Genomic DNA, 15,944 nt, shown 5'->3' with positions numbered 1-15,944 from the left:
CTGGGTAGCGTTGACTGATTGCGGCGGCGGCGCAGGCGGCGGCGCGGGTGGCACAGAAGCGCGGCCGCACGAGCGTGCGGGCCGTCGGCGTCCGTCAACGGCCCCCTGGCTCAGCTGCGCTTGACGCGGTAGACAGCAAGACTACCACGCCAGTTCGCTCCCCATCGAATCGGCTGGCCTTCGTGCAGCACGACGCGATCGAGGATCGTGACGCCGACTTCGGGCGCGAGCGCCTCGAAATCCTTGATCGTCAGCACCCGCACGTTCGGCGTGTTGTGCCACTGGTACGGCAGCGATTTCGACACGGGCATCCGGCCGTGCAGCACCGACAGGCGGTGCGACCAGTAACCGAAGTTCGGGAACGACACGATGCATTCGCGGCCGACGCGCGCCGTTTCGCGCAGGATCGCGGCCGTCTGGTGGATCGTCTGCAGCGTTTGCGACAGGATCGCGATGTCGAAGCTGTGGTCCTCGAACAGGCGCAGGCCGTCCTCGAGGTTCTGCTGGATCACGTTGATGCCGTTCTTCGTGCTCGCGAGCACGCCCGCGTCGTTCAGTTCGATCCCGTAACCGGTGACGTCCAGTTCTTCCATCAGCAGCGACAACAGCGAGCCGTCGCCGCAGCCGAGGTCGAGAACGGTCGAGCGCGGCTCGACCCAGCGGGCGATCGTGCGGAAGTCCGCGCGCGCGGACAGGGAATTCAGCGCTTGCTGGTTCATGCACCCACCTCGTTGGCGATTCGTTCGTAATACGCGCGGATCAGGTTGTGATAGCGCGCGTCGTCGAGCAGGAACGCGTCGTGGCCGTGCGGCGCGTCGATTTCCGCGTAGGTGACCGTGCGCTTGTTGTCGAGCAGCGCCTTCACGATTTCGCGCGAACGTGCGGGCGCGAAGCGCCAGTCGGTCGAGAAGCTCGCGATCAGGTACTTCGCCTGCGTGTGCGCGAGCGCGGCCGTCAGGTTGCCGTCGAACGCCTTCGCCGGGTCGAAGTAGTCGAGCGCGCGCGTGATCAGCAGGTAGGTGTTCGCGTCGAAGTAGTCGGCGAACTTGTCGCCCTGATAGCGCAGGTACGACTCGACCTCGAATTCCACGTCGAAGCTGAAGTTGTACGCGTCGAGCGCGCCGTCGGCGCGGCGCAGCGCGCGGCCGAATTTCTCGGCCATGTCGTCGTCGGACAGGTACGTGATGTGGCCGATCATCCGCGCGACGCGCAGGCCGCGTTTCGGTTTCACGCCGTGCGCGTAGTAGTCGCCGCCGTGGAAATCGGGATCGGACAGGATCGCCGAGCGCGCGACTTCGTTGAACGCGATGTTCTGCGCGGACAGCTTCGGCGTCGACGCGATGTCGATGCAGTGCGCGACGCGCTCCGGATACATCAGGCTCCACGCGAGCGCCTGCATGCCGCCGAGGCTGCCGCCCATCACCGCGGCGAAGCGCTCGATGCCGAACGCGTCGGCAACCCGCGCCTGCGCGTGGACCCAGTCCTCGACGGTGACGACCGGATAGCGCGCACCGTATGGCTTGCCGGTCGACGGATCGACGCTCATCGGGCCGGTCGAGCCGAAACACGAGCCGAGGTTGTTCACGCCGATCACGAAGAAGCGGTTGGTGTCGAGCGGCTTGCCCGGCCCGACCATGTTGTCCCACCAGCCGGTGCTGCGCGGATCGTCCGCGTAGACGCCGGCGACGTGGTGCGACGCGTTGAGCGCGTGGCAGACGAGCACCGCGTTCGAGCGCGCGGCGTTGAGTTCGCCGTACGTCTCGACGACGAGCTGATAGTTGCCGATCACGCTGCCGCTTTGCAAGCGCAGCGGTTCGGCGAAGTGCATGGTCTGTGGAGCGACGATGCCGATCGATTCCATTCGTTCCGCCTTATGACTGGGCAGCTAAATGGTGTCGGCGATGCGCGGAGTCGGAGGTGCGCGGCTGACGACCTCTTTAGCCGCATTTGTAGTGAACCGCCGGGACAAAGACACCATCAACGCCCCGGCCGGTTCGCGCGCCCGCAATCGAGTCAGCAAATCGGCGCGCTTCCGACCTGCCACCCGAGGGGCGGCAAGTCGGCAAAGTATAGCGGAATTTGCGGGAGGCGGATTCCGGCGCGGGTGGCGCGGCGTGCCGTCAGCGTCCCCTCACTGCAGGATCAGCCGCAGATGCGCATCGGCCTGCTCGCCGGGCGGTTTCTGGAATCCGCCTTTCGCGAAGCGGTGCCAGCGGCCGATCACGTAGCTGACGAGCAGGCTCGCCCGCGCGGCCGGGTCGTAATCGGCCGGCAGCGCGAACGGCGCGGCGCCGCCGGGCGCATTCGCCTCCGTGCGCGCGACCCGCAGGCACTGCTTGACGGTGGCTTCGATGCGGTCGAGCAGCTGGTTCACGCGCTCGGTCAGCCGCTCGTCCTCGCCGACCAGCGCCTCTCCGGTCAGCACGCGCGTCATCCCGGGGTTCTTCGCGGCGAAACTGAGCATCGTCAGCGCGATCGTGCGGGCCTGCAGCACGCCGTTCGGTTCCTTCTCGACGATCTGGTTGACGAGGCCGAACAGCGACTGCTCGATGAACTCGATCAGCCCTTCGTACATCTTCGCCTTGCTGGGGAAATGGCGGTACAGCGCGGCTTCGGACACGTCGAGCCGCGCCGCCAGCGATGCCGTCGTGATCTTCTCGCGCTTCGGCGCCTCGAGCATCGTTGCGAGCGTCTGCAGGATGTGCACGCGACGCTCGCCCGGCTTCGGGCGCGTACGGGTGCGGGTGGGTGATGCCTGATCGTCCGTTACGGCTTGGTCCTGCGGGTAAGTCGGCTGCATTTTTGTCGCCCCGATCGTGTGCCCAGTCGGAGCGATTTTAACGAACGAATGCGCTGGTCGACATAGTGGGGACGCCCGGTAACCGGCAGATGGCCCGGCAGGTGGCCGGTGATCCATACCGTGCCGATGCCGAGACGCTTGTAGCGCTTCAGGTGGCCGCGCGTATCTTCGACGAGAATCGCGTCGGACAGGCGCGCATGGGCGGCGCGCAGCGTCCGGCGCAGCATCGTGTGATCGGGCTTCGCGCGCCACGTGCGGCGGTCGCGCATGTGCTCGATCGCGATCACGCGCTCGAACAGCCGCTCGATGCGCAGCTCGCGCAGCACCGCGCGCGCATAGTTCTCCGGCGCGTTGGTCAGGATCAGCTTGCGGCCCGGCAGCGCGGCGACGATGCGCGCGAGGCCGCGCTCGGCGCGGATCATCGCGGGCAGGTCGGAAAACGTGTGGACCACGCGCAGGAAGTCGTGCGGGTCGATCGGATGGTGGCGCGTGAGGCCGAGCAGCGCGGCGCCGTAGCGCTCGGTGTAGTCGTTGCGCAGGCGGTCGGCTTCGGCTCGCTCGACCTGCAGCGTATCGATGATGTATTGCGTCATCGCACGGTTGATCTCGGGAAAGATCGCGTGCGATGCGTGGTGCAGCGTGTTGTCGAGGTCGAACAGCCAGACGGGCGCGCCGGCGCGCGGCCGGCTGCGCGAGATGCGCCGGCGCCGCAGCGGGGCCGGCAGGTCGGGGCTGACTGGCTGGCGGCGCGCGCTCAATGCGAGCGGATCATCGTGCCGAACGGTTGCTCGGTCAGGATTTCCAGCAGCACCGAATGCTCGATCCGGCCGTCGACGATGTGCACCGACTTCACGCCGCTCTTCGCGGCGTCGAGTGCCGACGAGATCTTCGGCAGCATGCCGCCGGAGATCGTGCCGTCCTCGAACAGCGCGTCGATCTCGCGCGCCGACAGGTCGGTCAGCAGGTTGCCGTCCTTGTCCATCACGCCCGGGATGTTGGTCATCATCAGCAGCTTCTCGGCGTTCAGCACGGTCGCGAGCTTGCCCGCGACGAGGTCCGCATTGATGTTGTACGAGAGGCCGTCTTCGCCGAAGCCGATCGGCGAGATCACCGGGATGAACGCGTCGTCCTGCAGCGCCTTCACGACCGCCGGGTTGATCGCCTCGACTTCGCCGACCTGGCCGATGTCGATGTACTGGCCCGGGTTGTCGCGGTCCGGCATCAGCAGCTTGCGTGCGTGGATCAGGCCGCCGTCCTTGCCCGTCAGGCCCACCGCGTGGCCGCCGAAGTGGTTGATCAGCATCACGATGTCTTGCTGCACTTCGCCGCCCAGCACCCACTCGACGACTTCCATCGTCTCTTCGTCGGTGACGCGCATGCCCTGGATGAAGGTGCCGGCCTTGCCGATCTTCTTCAGCGCGTGATCGATCTGCGGACCGCCGCCGTGGACGATCACCGGGTTGATGCCGACCAGTTTCAGCAGGATCACGTCGCGCGCGAAGCCCTGCTTGAGCCGCTCTTCCGTCATCGCGTTGCCGCCGTATTTGATGACCACGGTCTTGCCGTGGTAACGACGGATGTACGGCAGCGCCTCGGCGAGGATTTCTGCTTTCAGCGTGGGGGCGATCTGCGAGAGGTCGATGGGCTCGGACATGGCGGCGGCTCTGGCTGGGAACAGTTGAAACACGGCGAATTGTACAGGAGTGGCGCAGCGCAGCATCGGGTTTTTGGGCGGGCCGGAACACCGGCGGCGCGAGGCGGGCACGGCGCGCGGCGGCCCGCCGGCTATGGCGCGGCGCGATTCCGGCCGCGGCGCGCGGGTGTCGCCGGCGGGCTGGCGCGCGCGTGTTTGCGAGGGGCCTCGGCCGGATGGCCGGCGTGCAAAATCCGTGCGCCGCGCTATGCTTGTCGCGTGGGGCGATTTCCCGCCCGCTTCCGCGATTGCGCCATGATCGATCCTGCCGCCGCCGCCGCCGCCGCCGCCGCCGCCGCCCGCTCCGCACCGCGCCGCGCGCGCTGCCCGCATTGCGGGCGCGGCTTCGACTGTGGCGCGCATACGCAGCCGTTCGACTGCTGGTGCGCGTCGATGCCGGTGGTGCCCGGCGGCACGCCGCCTGCGGCCGGCGCGCGCTGCCGGTGCCCCGAGTGCCTGGCCGACGAGATCGCGCAACGCATGGCCGGCGCGACCGGCTGACGGCGGCCGCCGTGCCCGCGGCGCACCCCGCCCGCGCGATCCGATCCGGCCCCGCTAGAGGCGCCGCCCGCTAAACGGGTAAACTGCTCGGATGCAACGAATCACCACCACCGGGCGCGTCAACCTCAGTCACCTGTTCTGGCTACGCAATCTCGCGATCATCGGCCAGCTCGTGACGATCGGCGTCGTGCAGACCTATTTCGGCGTGCACCTGCCGTTACCGGCAATGCTGATGGTCATCGCGCTCGAAATCGTTTTCAACGCGCTGACCTGGGTGCGCGTGCTGCGCGCCCGGCCCGAGACCAATTTCGAGCTGCTCGGCCAGCTGTGGGTCGACCTCGGCGCGCTGTCCGCGCTGCTGTTCCTGTCGGGCGGCACGACCAACCCGTTCGTGTCGCTGTACCTGCCGTCGCTCGCGATCGCGGCGGCCGTGCTGCCGTGGCACCTGATGATCTGGCTCGCGGCGTTCGCGGTCGCGTGCTATGCGGCACTCGGCTTCGATTCGGTGCCGCTCAACATGGACAACCCGGCGAACCTGTTCGACTACTACCGTACCGGCATGTGGGCGAACTTCATGGTGAGCGTCGGGCTGATCGCGTGGTTCGTCGCGCGCATGTCGAATGCGCTGCGCCAGCGCGATTCGGCGCTCGGCGAAGCGCAGCAGCATCTGCTGCGCGACGAGCGGGCCGTTGCGCTCGGCGTGCAGGCTGCCACCGTCGCGCACGAGATGGGCACGCCGCTGTCGACGATCGCGATGCTCGCCGAAGAGCTGCGCGACGCGGCGCGCGCCGATCCGGGGCTCGCGCGCTACGAGGCCGACCTGAAGGTGCTCGAGGAACAGATGACGCTCTGCACGTCGGCGCTCGCGCGCCTGCGCAGCCGCGCGAGCGCGCCGGCCAGCCGCCAGCCGGTGGACGACTGGCTCGACACGTTCGTCGAGCACTGGCGCCTGCGGCATCCGCACGTGCAGTTCGAATCGCTCGGCGCGCGTCCGGCGGGCGTCGCGCTCGACGATACGGTCGCGGCCGGCCAGATCCTGACGATCCTGCTCGACAACGCCGCGCGGGCGAGCCCGCAGCGCGTGACGCTGGCCGCGAAGGTCGCGCACGGCGGCACGGTCGACGAAATTGAATTCGAGGTATGCGACGACGGGCCCGGCATTCCGGCCTCGCTGCGCGAATCGCTCGGCGCGATGCCGGTCGACAGCACGCAGGGCGGGCACGGGGTCGGCCTGTATCTCGCGTTCAGTGCGGCCGCGCGGCTTGGCGGCGAGATCGAACTGTCCGATGTCGTGCCGCGCGCGGCGGGCGGCAACGGGCGGGCCGGCGGTGCGGCAAATGGCCACGCCGCAGCCGTATCGGGCCCCCGCGTGGGCCAGCGCACGGGTGAACGTGCGGCCGAACGGACGGCCGGCATGCCGGACAGCCGCCCGGCCGGTGCGACCGCCGCGCGCGGCACGCGGGCCGTGCTGCGCCTGCCGGTCGTGCGCGTCGCGGCGCCGGCCGCCTCAACCAACACGTAGACGGAGAAACCACATGAGCGAGAACAATTTCCTGGTGATCGACGACAACGAGGTGTTCGCGGGCACGCTCGCGCGCGGCCTCGAGCGCCGCGGTTACGCGGTCCAGCAGGCGCACGACAAGGAGGCGGCGCTCCGGCTCGCCGCCGGCAGCAAGTTCCAGTTCATCACCGTCGACCTGCATCTCGGCGAGGATTCGGGCCTGAGCCTGATCGCGCCGCTGTGCGACCTGCAGCCCGACGCGCGGATCCTGGTGCTGACCGGCTACGCGAGCATCGCGACAGCCGTGCAGGCCGTGAAGGAAGGCGCGGACAACTATCTCGCGAAGCCGGCGAACGTCGAGTCGATCCTGGCCGCGCTGCAGACCAACGCGACCGAAGTGCAGGCCGACGAGGCGCTCGAGAACCCGGTCGTGCTGTCGGTCGACCGGCTCGAATGGGAGCACATCCAGCGCGTGCTGGCCGAGAACAACAACAACATCTCGGCAACCGCCCGCGCGTTGAACATGCACCGCCGTACGCTGCAGCGCAAGCTGGCGAAGAAGCCGGTGCGGCAGTAAGCGGGGGCGCGTCAGCCGGGCAAGCCTGACGTTCGCGGCAGGCAGGCGAGGATCTCGCGTTTCAGCAGGAGCGTGATCAGCGCCGAGTAGACGATATTCGCGAGAAACGGCGCGAACCCGCCGATCACGATCGGAATGGCCATCGGCCACGGCGTTGTCGATACGCCACTCGCGAGGCGCTGGATGCCGATGCTGATCGCGACGCTGGCGAGTGCGATACCCGCCAGCGTGCCCAGCCACGCGAGTACGAGCGCGACGTTGTAGCGCCGCAGCGAATCTCGCCTGATCCGGCGCATGAGCGACAGGATGTCGGCGCGCGTGAGCGCGAGCAGGGCCGGCACGAACCGGCCGGCGATGGACGGGTAGATGGTCATTCGAATGCGGTGACGAATGCGTCTGTTCGTGGTCTGAGGAATCCCGATTATAGGGACGCACGAGCGCGCCGGCCATCAGCCGCGTTCCAGGGGCAGGCACGTGCGCCACATCGCATCGCCATGAAAAAACGGGCGACCCCGGAAAGGGGCCGCCCGTTTTTCGTCCGGCGCCGCGCGCGTTACAGCACGTAGCGCGACAGGTCTTCGTCCTGCGACACTTCGCCGAGTGCGCGATCGACATACTTCGCGTTGATCGTCACGCGCTCGCCGGTGTGGTTGCCGGCCGAGAACGACACTTCCTCGAGCAGCTTCTCGATCACCGTGTACAGTCGGCGCGCGCCGATGTTCTCGGTCTTCTCGTTGACCGCGAACGCGATTTCCGCGAGGCGGCGGATGCCGTCTTCGGCGAATTCGAGCTGCACGTCTTCGGTCGCGAGCAGCGCCTGGTACTGCTTGACGAGGCTTGCGTCGGTCGCGACGAGGATCGCTTCGAAATCGTTCACGGACAGCGAATCGAGCTCGACGCGGATCGGGAAGCGGCCCTGCAGTTCGGGGATCAGGTCGCTCGGCTTCGCGAGGTGGAATGCGCCGCTCGCGATGAACAGGATGTGATCGGTCTTCACCATCCCGTACTTCGTGTTGACCGTCGTGCCTTCGACGAGCGGCAGCAGGTCGCGCTGCACGCCCTGGCGCGACACTTCGCCGCCGCTGCCTTCGTTGTTGCGCGACGTGATCTTGTCGATCTCGTCGAGGAACACGATGCCGTTCTGCTCGACGTTCTGCACGGCCTTCGTCTTCACTTCCTCTTCGTTCAGCATCTTCGCCGCTTCCTCGTCGGTCAGCAGCTTCAGCGCTTCCTTGATCTTCACCTTGCGGCGCTGCTTCTTGCCGCTGCCGAGGTTCGAGAACATCGAGCGGATCTGCTCGGTCATCTCTTCCATCCCCGGCGGCGCCATGATGTCCATGCCGGCCGACGGCTGCTCGAGGTCGAGCTCGATTTCCTTGTCGTCGAGCTGGCCTTCGCGCAGGCGCTTGCGGAACGTCTGGCGCGTCGCGTTGTTGTCGTCGTTCGCGTGTTCGGCATCGCTGCCGAAGCCCACCGCGCGCGGTTGCGGCAGCAGGATGTCGAGGATGCGGTCTTCGGCCTGGTCGGTCGCCTTGCTGCGCACCTTGCGCATCTCGGTTTCACGGGTCTGCTTGACCGAAATCTCGATCAGGTCGCGCACGATGCTGTCGACGTCGCGGCCGACGTAGCCGACTTCGGTGAACTTGGTCGCTTCGATCTTGATGAACGGCGCATCGGCGAGCTTCGCGAGGCGGCGCGCGATTTCGGTCTTGCCGACGCCCGTCGGCCCGATCATCAGGATGTTCTTCGGCGTGATTTCCTGGCGCAGCGGGTCGGCGACCTGCTGGCGGCGCCAGCGGTTGCGCAGTGCGACGGCGACGGCCTTCTTCGCCTTCGCCTGGCCGATGATGTGCTTGTCGAGTTCCGAGACGATCTCGGCAGGGGTCATGGTGCTCATGGTGCGGTCCTTACTCGATCGTTTCGATGATGCGATTGTGGTTCGTGTAGATGCACATGTCGCCGGCGATCCCGAGCGACTTCTCGACGATCTCGCGCGGCGACAGCTCGGTGTTCTCGACGAGCGCGCGGGCCGCAGCCTGCGCGTAGGCGCCGCCCGAGCCGATCGCGCAGATGCCGCCTTCGGGGTCGAGCACGTCGCCGTTGCCGGTGATCACGAGCGTGGTGGTGGCATCGGCCGTGATCAGCATCGCCTCGAGGCGGCGCAGCATCCGGTCGGTGCGCCAGTCCTTCGCGAGCTCGACGGCCGCACGGGTCAGGTTGCCCTGGTGCTTCTCGAGTTTCGCCTCGAAGCGGTCGAGCAGCGAGAACGCATCGGCGGTGCCGCCCGCGAATCCGACCAGAACCTGGTTGTTGTAGATCCGCCGCACTTTCCGCGCGCCACCCTTCATGACGATGTTGCCGAGGGTTACCTGGCCGTCGCCGCCGAGCGCGACCTTGTCGCCGCGCCGGACCGAAACGATGGTCGTGCCGTGAAATTGCTCCATCTGCGTTCCTTGAGAAAAACGGGGAAGAGTCGGGCGGCGCGAGGCGCCGCCGCGTGAATCCGCAGTGCGCCGGGGAGCGGCCCGGCGCGCGTCCGTTTCATTTTAGGGCGGGCGCCGGGATATCAAGAGGCGGGGGGGCAAATCGGCACGCCGGGAACCGGTGCCGGAAAAACAAAAAGCGCGCGGCAGGCCGCGCGCTTTCGGGAAGCAGCGTGTCTGAGCGGAACGCCGCTCGATCAGTCGCCGAACAGCTTCTGGCGCAACTCGCGGCGCTCCTGCGCTTCGAGCGACAGCGTGGCGGTCGGACGGGCGAGCAGCCGCGGAATGCCGATCGGCTCGCCGGTTTCCTCGCACCAGCCGTAATCGCCGGAGTCGATGCGGGCGAGCGACTGCTGAACCTTCTTGAGGAGCTTGCGTTCGCGGTCGCGCGTACGCAGCTCGAGCGCGTGCTCTTCCTCGATCGTCGCGCGATCGGCGGGATCGGGCACGATCACCGTCTCGCGCAGGTTCTCGGTCGTCTGGCCTGCATTCTTGAGGATGTCCGCCTGCAACTGTTCGAGCCGATTTTTGAAGAAGGCGAGCTGATCCTCATTCATGTAATCCTTGTCGCTCATCTTCAGGATTTCGGCTTCGGTCAAGAGTTTCTTCGTCATCTGCTTGCTTCTTCAATGTGCGGCAAATCGAGAGATATTGCCTGCACTTTGGGATTACCCGCAACCGCGCTTGCAATCATTTGCGATTTGCCGCCGCGGGGCCGAAAGCCTCTGGAAAACCGGTTCTCAAATACCAGGATAGGCCTGGCGCGGAGTTGTGCGCGCTGCGAACCGGTGTGCTGCGCGGCACATCGCATCGGCCGCGGCCGGGAGGCGGATTGGCGATCCGGCGCGGTTGCGATGCCCGGAAAACTGGTTCAGCAAGAACCGGGCCTGTTTGTTGCCGTACTCCAGCGGGCACGTATTGTAACTGAATCGCAAGCGGGCGCCGTATCGGGTCGATCCCCGTCGGCTGCGCCAATATCTAGAAAATATAACGCGCAAATCGCGAAAAAGCGATGACGGCGAAACCCTGCCCGAAAAGGGCGCCGCGCAGACGCCTCAGCCGCCGGGAAAGGCGGCCGGGCGACGCCGTGCGCGGCGGGTGCCCGTGCGCGTCAGGCGAGGCAGGCGTCGAGGCCGTCGGTGATCAGGTCCTGCGGCAGGTCGACGCCGATGAACACCATCTTGTTGGTCTTCTTTTCGACCGGCAGCCACTTCGCGGCGAGGTCGCTGCCCATCATCTGGTGCACGCCCTGGAACACGACCTTGCGGTCGACGCCCTTCATGTACAGCACGCCCTTGTAGCGCAGCATCCGCTCGCCGTAGATCTGCAGGATGCCGCCGAGGAAGTCTTCCAGCTTGTTCGGATCGAACGGGCGGTCGTTGCGGTACACGAACGACTTGATCTTGTCGTCGTGGTGCGCGTGGTGGTGATGGTGGTGGCCATGGTCGTGATCGTGCGCGCATTGGCCGTGATCGTGGTCGCAATCGGCGTGATCGTGATCATGGTCGTGATCGTGGTGGTGGTGCGCGTGGTCGTCTTCGGCGAGGAAGTCGGGGTCGATCTCGAGCTTCGCGTTCAGGTTGAAGCCGCGCAGGTCGAAGATTTCCTTGATGTCGGCTTCACCGAAGTTCACGACCTTGATCACGGCCTTCGGGTTCATGTGCATCAGGCGGTGCTTGAGGCCGGCGACGGTCTGGTCGTCGACGAGGTCCGACTTCGTGATGAACAGGCGGTCGGCGAAGCCGACCTGGCGCTGCACGACTTCGTGTTCGTCGAGCTGCGCGTTCGCGTGCTTTGCGTCGACGAGCGTGATGACCGCGTCGAGCAGGAAATCGTCGGCGATTTCGCTGTCGATGAAGAAGGTTTGCGCGACGGGACCCGGGTTCGCGAGGCCGGTCGTCTCGATCACGATGCGGTCGAAGTCGAGCTTGCCTTCGCGCTTCTTCGCGGCGAGATCGCCGAGCGCGCGGGCCAGATCGCCGCGGATCGTGCAGCAGATGCAGCCGTTGCTCATCTGGATGATCTGCTCGTTCGAATCCTGCACGAGGATTTCGTTGTCGATGTTCTCTTCGCCGAACTCGTTCTCGATCACGGCGATCTTCATGCCGTGCTGTTCGTTCAGGATGCGCTTGAGCAGCGTCGTCTTGCCGCTGCCGAGGAAGCCGGTAAGGATGGTGACGGGAGTGGCCATGTCGGTCGCCTGTGGTTCGTGAATCGGGGTCAAAACCAGGATGTGCGTCGCGCCCTCGCGCTGCGAGCCGGGGCGCACAACCATTCATTGAAACATACCTGTCAAGCCCCCGCCCGTCGTCCGAACGACAGGCGAAAGCGCGGGCCCGACAGGCGGGGCCGGCGGACAGGGGTGTCCGCCAAGATCGGGGCGATCAGACGATTTGCAACAGCAGGCCCTTCAGATATTCGCCTTCCGGGAACGCGGCGAGCAGCGGGTGATCGACGCCCGCGCCGAGCCGCTTCAGGATGCGCGCGTCGACTTTCGCGTCGGCGGCCGCGCCCGCGACGATCTTCTGGAACAGGTCCATGTCGATCGCGCCCGAACACGAGTACGTGAACAGCAGGCCGCCCGGACGCAGCAGCTTGAAGCCGCTCAGGTTGATGTCCTTGTACGCGCGCGCCGCGCGATCGACGCTGTCGCGGGTCGGCGCGAACTTCGGCGGATCGAGCACGATCAGGTCGAAACGCTCGCCTTCGTCGACGAGTCGGCGCAGCGTCTTGAACGCATCGGCGTCGAGCCAGGTCGCGCGTTCGGCGTCGAAGCCGTTGGCGACGACGTTCTGCTGCGCGAGCGCGAGCGCATCGCCCGACGAGTCGATCGACACGACGCGTTTTGCGCCGCCCTTGAGCGCCGCGAGCGAGAAGCCGCCCGTGTAGCAGAAGCAGTTCAGCACGTCGCGGTCGGCCGCGTACTGCGCGACGAGCGCGCGGTTGTCGCGCTGGTCGACGTAGAAGCCCGTCTTGTGGCCGTTCGGCACGTCGACGTGATAGCGCACGCCGTTTTCGTTCGAGATCAGCGTCGCGGGCGGCGCATCGCCGGCCAGCACGCCGGTCGTCTGTTCGAGCCCTTCCTTGTCGCGGATCGACACGTCCGAGCGCTCGTACACGTTCGGGCAGCCGGTCGCGCCGGTGAGCGCCGCGACGATCGCGTCTTTCCACGCTTCGACGCCCGCGGCCATGAACTGGCAGACGAGCTGGCCGCGCGGCGCGGCGCCGGCTTCGGCGGTATCGGCGACGTAGTAGTCGACGATCAGGCCCGGCAGCCCGTCGGCTTCGCCGAACACGAGCCGCACCGCGCCCGTGCCCGACACCATCGTCGTGCGGTGCGCGACCGCGCGCTGCACGCGGCGCTTGAAGAACGCGTGATCGATCGGCTCGTTCTCGTCGAAGCTCCACACGCGCACGCGGATCTGCGACTGCGGGCTGTACGCGCCGCGCGCGAGGAAGCGGCCGTCGTGCGCGCGCACGAGCACGGTCGCGCCGGGCGCGGGCTTGCCGTCGACACGGTCGATCGCGTTCGCATAGACCCACGGGTGGCGGCGCAGCAGCGATTTTTCCTTGGACGGCTTGAGGGTGACGGTTTGCATGATGAGATCGAAATGGGCCGTGCGCGACGCCGGCCGTTGCCGGCCGCCGCACGCGGCGGGTAACACGGGAGGCGCGTCAGTCGCGCTTCTTCGCGCGCGGATGCGCGCTGTCGTAAATCTTCGCGAGATGCTGGAAGTCGAGCGACGTATAGACCTGCGTCGCGGCGACGCTCGCGTGGCCGAGCAGTTCCTGCACCGCGCGCAGGTCGCCGCTCGACTGCAGCACGTGCGTTGCGAACGAGTGGCGCAGCACGTGCGGATGGACGTTGGCGGGAATGCCCGCGGCGAGCGCCGCGCGCTTCACGCGCTCGCGTACGACGCCCGGCGACATCCGGTTGCCGCGCACCGACACGAACAACGGATGCGGGTCGTGCTTCACGAATTCGCCGCGCACCGCGAGCCACGCGTTCAACGCGTCGATCGCCTTGCGGCCGACCGGCACCTTGCGCTCCTTGTTGCCCTTGCCGCGCACGGTGACTTCGGCTTCGGCGAGATCGAGCCAGCCGGCCGACCGGTAGCCGTCGGCCTGCGTGTACATCACGTCGAGGCCGATCAGCTCGGCGAGGCGCAGCCCCGAGGAATAGAACAGCTCGAGGATCGCGTGATCGCGGAGGCTTTCGGTCGTGCCGGCGAGCGGCGCGTCCATCAGCGCGGACGCATCGTCGACCGACAGCGCCTTCGGCAAGGTCTTCGGGCGTTTCGGTGCGCGCACCGCGGCCACCGGGTTCGCGGGCATTTCGATGCGCTGCGCGAGCCAGCGGTAGAACGCGCGCCACGCGGACAGCCGGTGCGAGATCGACCGCGCGGACAGTCCGCCCGCATGCGCGCGCGCGACCGCGCCGCGCATGTCGGCTGCGGTCAGCGTGTCGAGCGGCCGGCCGGCCGCGAGCTTCTTCAGCTCGTCGAGTTCGTGCGTGTACGCGCGCAGCGTGTGTTCCGACAGCTGCCTGATGTGCTTCAGGTTCGACAGGTAGGCGGCGATCGGATCGTCTGTCATCGCGTGCGGCGGATCAGTGCGGCAGCAGGCGCGTGAGCGCGGCGCTCGCGAGCGTCGCGATCTGCGCGAGGAAGTCGGTGGCCATCCCGTCGTGGAAGCGGCGCGGATCGGGCGAGCCGAGTACCAGCAGGCCGAACGCCGGCGCATCGGTGCCGGCGAGCGGCGCACGCAGCGCGAGCAGCGCGACCGACGTGGCCGAGCCGTCGCCGGCCGGTGCGGCTTCGGCGCCTTCCGCCGCATTCGCGGCCGGTGCGGCAACCGCGGGCGCGAGCCACTGCGCGGCTTCGAAGCCCGTGTTCGCGCCGCAATACGGCGTCGACAGCCCGTTCGTGAACAGGCGCACTTCCTCGCCGACCTGGCGGGCGAAGTCGGCTTGCGCGTAGGTGTCGGCGACGTCCCACACGCGCAGCGCAGTCTGCGGCACGTCGAACACGTCGGCGATGCCGTCGGCGATCGTGCGCGGCAGCGCGTACGGATCGCGCTCCGCGATCACGCGTGCGGTCCAGCGGCTGAACTTCGCGGACAGGCTGTCGTTCTCGTGGCCGTAGCGCACGAGCTCGGCGAGCCGGCGCTCGAGATGCTTGTTCTTGTCGCGCAGCATCTCCATCTGCCGCTCCTGCAGCGAGATCGCGGCCTTGCCGTGCGGGTTCGCGAGACGGATCGTCGCGAGCAGTTCGGCGTGCTGCGCGAAGAATTCGGGATTGGCGAGCAGGTAGTCGGCGACTTCGCGATCGTTCATGTGGCTGGCGCGTTCAGTTATCAAGGACGTTGCAGGGTCAGGCGTTCAGGTCGATCTCGCCTTCGAACACGGTCGCGGCGGGGCCGGCCATCATCAGCGCGGCGGCTTCGTCGCGCGCGCCGTCCCAGCCGATCGTCAGCGTGCCGCCGTGCGTGTGCACGGTCACGGGCGAATCGAGCAGGCCGCGCCGGATGCCGGCGGCGACCGCCGCGCATGCACCGGTGCCGCACGCGAGCGTTTCGCCCGCGCCGCGTTCGTACACGCGCAGCCTCACTTCGTTGCGCGACACGATCTGCATGAAGCCGGCGTTCACGCGCTGCGGGAAGCGGGCATGGCGTTCGATCCGCGGGCCTTCTTCCAGCACCGGATACGCTTCGGCATCGTCGACGACCTGCACCGCGTGCGGATTGCCCATCGACACCGTCGAGATCCAGCGCGTCGCGCCGCCGACGTCGAGCGGCCACAGCGTGTCGCGGCCCTCCGTGCGGGCGTCGAGGCCCGACGCGTCGAACGGCACCTGCGCCGGCGCGAACACGGGCGCACCCATGTCGACGACGACTTCGCCGTTGTCCTGCAGCGTCAGTGTGATCAGGCCCTTCATGACCTGCACGCGCACGCTGCGCTTGTCGGTCAGGCCGCGGTCGCTGACGAATTTCACGAAGCAGCGCGCGCCGTTGCCGCAATGCTCGACCTCGCCGCCGTCGCAATTGAAGATCCGGTACTTGAAATCCGCACCGTCGACGGTCGGTTTTTCGACGAGCAGCAGCTGGTCGGCGCCGATGCCGAAGTGGCGGTTGGCGAGTGCGCGCACCTGCGCTGCGGTGAGCGGCGGCAACGCGCGCGAATAGCCGTCGAGCACGACGAAGTCGTTGCCCGCGCCGTGCATCTTGGTGAACGAGAGTTTCACTGGGTCCGGAATTCCATGACGAACAAGGCGGTCGGCACGGCGTGAACGGCCGGCGGCCATGCCGGGCGGCTTCGTTCGTCGTGCAGATCTCAACCGCAAATGATACATGCAGCCGACAGGAGCGTCCTGCGCGGGGGGGCGATGCTT

General features: G+C 67.4%; 17 protein-coding genes. 3 read left to right on the top strand and 14 right to left on the bottom strand.

From position 1 onward, the window contains the following. Window positions 1-110 precede the first annotated feature (110 nt). The 5 genes from metW to argB form a co-directional block, all read right to left on the bottom strand. Window positions 111-719: a methionine biosynthesis protein MetW gene (gene metW / locus OHZ10_RS16780; protein WP_059232920.1), complete on the bottom strand. Its 609-nt coding sequence runs from the start codon at window positions 717-719 to the stop codon at window positions 111-113. Beyond that, window positions 716-1,861 carry a homoserine O-succinyltransferase MetX gene (gene metX / locus OHZ10_RS16775; protein WP_059232921.1) on the bottom strand — a complete coding sequence of 382 codons (1,146 nt, stop codon included), beginning with the start codon at window positions 1,859-1,861 and terminating at the stop codon, window positions 716-718. The genes metW and metX overlap by 4 nt, the downstream gene beginning before the upstream one ends. Before the next feature lie 270 nt (window positions 1,862-2,131). Next, window positions 2,132-2,800 (bottom strand): nucleoid occlusion factor SlmA, encoded by a 669-nt coding sequence (gene slmA, locus OHZ10_RS16770; RefSeq protein WP_174994148.1) that lies wholly within the window; start codon window positions 2,798-2,800, stop codon window positions 2,132-2,134. After that, the gene (locus OHZ10_RS16765; RefSeq protein WP_059232923.1) at window positions 2,767-3,558 is read right to left on the bottom strand and encodes a pyrimidine 5'-nucleotidase; all 792 of its coding nucleotides are present in this window, start codon (window positions 3,556-3,558) and stop codon (window positions 2,767-2,769) included. The genes slmA and OHZ10_RS16765 overlap by 34 nt, the downstream gene beginning before the upstream one ends. Further along, window positions 3,555-4,454 (bottom strand): acetylglutamate kinase, encoded by a 900-nt coding sequence (gene argB / locus OHZ10_RS16760; protein ID WP_006490510.1) that lies wholly within the window; start codon window positions 4,452-4,454, stop codon window positions 3,555-3,557. Before argB ends, OHZ10_RS16765 begins: the two co-directional genes overlap by 4 nt. A 294-nt stretch (window positions 4,455-4,748) precedes the next feature. Between argB and OHZ10_RS16755 the strand changes: the two genes are divergently transcribed. From OHZ10_RS16755 to OHZ10_RS16745, 3 genes are all read left to right on the top strand, one after another. Further along, window positions 4,749-4,994 carry a cysteine-rich CWC family protein gene (locus tag OHZ10_RS16755; RefSeq protein ID WP_342703233.1) on the top strand — a complete coding sequence of 82 codons (246 nt, stop codon included), beginning with the start codon at window positions 4,749-4,751 and terminating at the stop codon, window positions 4,992-4,994. A 91-nt stretch (window positions 4,995-5,085) separates the two neighbouring features. Continuing rightward, entirely contained in the window at window positions 5,086-6,516 is a 1,431-nt protein-coding gene (locus OHZ10_RS16750) for an ATP-binding protein (RefSeq protein WP_342703232.1), read from the top strand. A gap of 13 nt (window positions 6,517-6,529) precedes the next feature. Next, complete coding sequence (locus OHZ10_RS16745; protein WP_043184707.1) at window positions 6,530-7,072, top strand: response regulator transcription factor; 543 nt, start codon at window positions 6,530-6,532, stop codon at window positions 7,070-7,072. Between the two features lie 11 nt (window positions 7,073-7,083). Here the strand turns inward: OHZ10_RS16745 and OHZ10_RS16740 are convergent, their stop codons facing one another. From OHZ10_RS16740 to dapF, 9 genes are all read right to left on the bottom strand, one after another. Continuing rightward, window positions 7,084-7,446 carry a hypothetical protein gene (locus OHZ10_RS16740; RefSeq protein WP_342703229.1) on the bottom strand — a complete coding sequence of 121 codons (363 nt, stop codon included), beginning with the start codon at window positions 7,444-7,446 and terminating at the stop codon, window positions 7,084-7,086. Window positions 7,447-7,625: 179 nt separating this feature from the next. Further along, complete coding sequence (gene hslU, locus OHZ10_RS16735; protein ID WP_342703227.1) at window positions 7,626-8,969, bottom strand: ATP-dependent protease ATPase subunit HslU; 1,344 nt, start codon at window positions 8,967-8,969, stop codon at window positions 7,626-7,628. Window positions 8,970-8,979: 10 nt separating this feature from the next. After that, complete coding sequence (hslV, locus tag OHZ10_RS16730; RefSeq protein WP_006477497.1) at window positions 8,980-9,516, bottom strand: ATP-dependent protease subunit HslV; 537 nt, start codon at window positions 9,514-9,516, stop codon at window positions 8,980-8,982. Window positions 9,517-9,752: 236 nt separating this feature from the next. Next, window positions 9,753-10,169, bottom strand: coding sequence for an RNA polymerase-binding protein DksA (gene dksA, locus OHZ10_RS16725; protein ID WP_006477498.1), 417 nt, complete (start codon window positions 10,167-10,169; stop codon window positions 9,753-9,755). A 497-nt stretch (window positions 10,170-10,666) separates the two neighbouring features. Further along, window positions 10,667-11,746 (bottom strand): CobW family GTP-binding protein, encoded by a 1,080-nt coding sequence (locus OHZ10_RS16720; RefSeq protein ID WP_059236574.1) that lies wholly within the window; start codon window positions 11,744-11,746, stop codon window positions 10,667-10,669. Window positions 11,747-11,939: 193 nt separating this feature from the next. After that, window positions 11,940-13,154 carry a class I SAM-dependent rRNA methyltransferase gene (locus OHZ10_RS16715; protein WP_059236576.1) on the bottom strand — a complete coding sequence of 405 codons (1,215 nt, stop codon included), beginning with the start codon at window positions 13,152-13,154 and terminating at the stop codon, window positions 11,940-11,942. Window positions 13,155-13,230: 76 nt separating this feature from the next. Next, window positions 13,231-14,151, bottom strand: a complete 921-nt coding sequence (gene xerC, locus OHZ10_RS16710) for a tyrosine recombinase XerC (RefSeq protein WP_059232928.1) — start codon at window positions 14,149-14,151, stop codon at window positions 13,231-13,233. Between the two features lie 13 nt (window positions 14,152-14,164). Continuing rightward, window positions 14,165-14,890 (bottom strand): DUF484 family protein, encoded by a 726-nt coding sequence (locus OHZ10_RS16705; RefSeq protein WP_059232929.1) that lies wholly within the window; start codon window positions 14,888-14,890, stop codon window positions 14,165-14,167. A 37-nt stretch (window positions 14,891-14,927) separates the two neighbouring features. Then, window positions 14,928-15,797 (bottom strand): diaminopimelate epimerase, encoded by an 870-nt coding sequence (gene dapF, locus OHZ10_RS16700; protein WP_342703224.1) that lies wholly within the window; start codon window positions 15,795-15,797, stop codon window positions 14,928-14,930. Window positions 15,798-15,944 lie beyond the last annotated feature (147 nt).

Origin of the sequence: Burkholderia arboris (assembly GCF_038723655.1) — a bacterium.
In the GTDB taxonomy this organism is placed as follows: Bacteria; Pseudomonadota; Gammaproteobacteria; order Burkholderiales; family Burkholderiaceae; genus Burkholderia; species Burkholderia arboris.
This window is presented reverse-complemented; position numbering and strand designations above follow the sequence as displayed.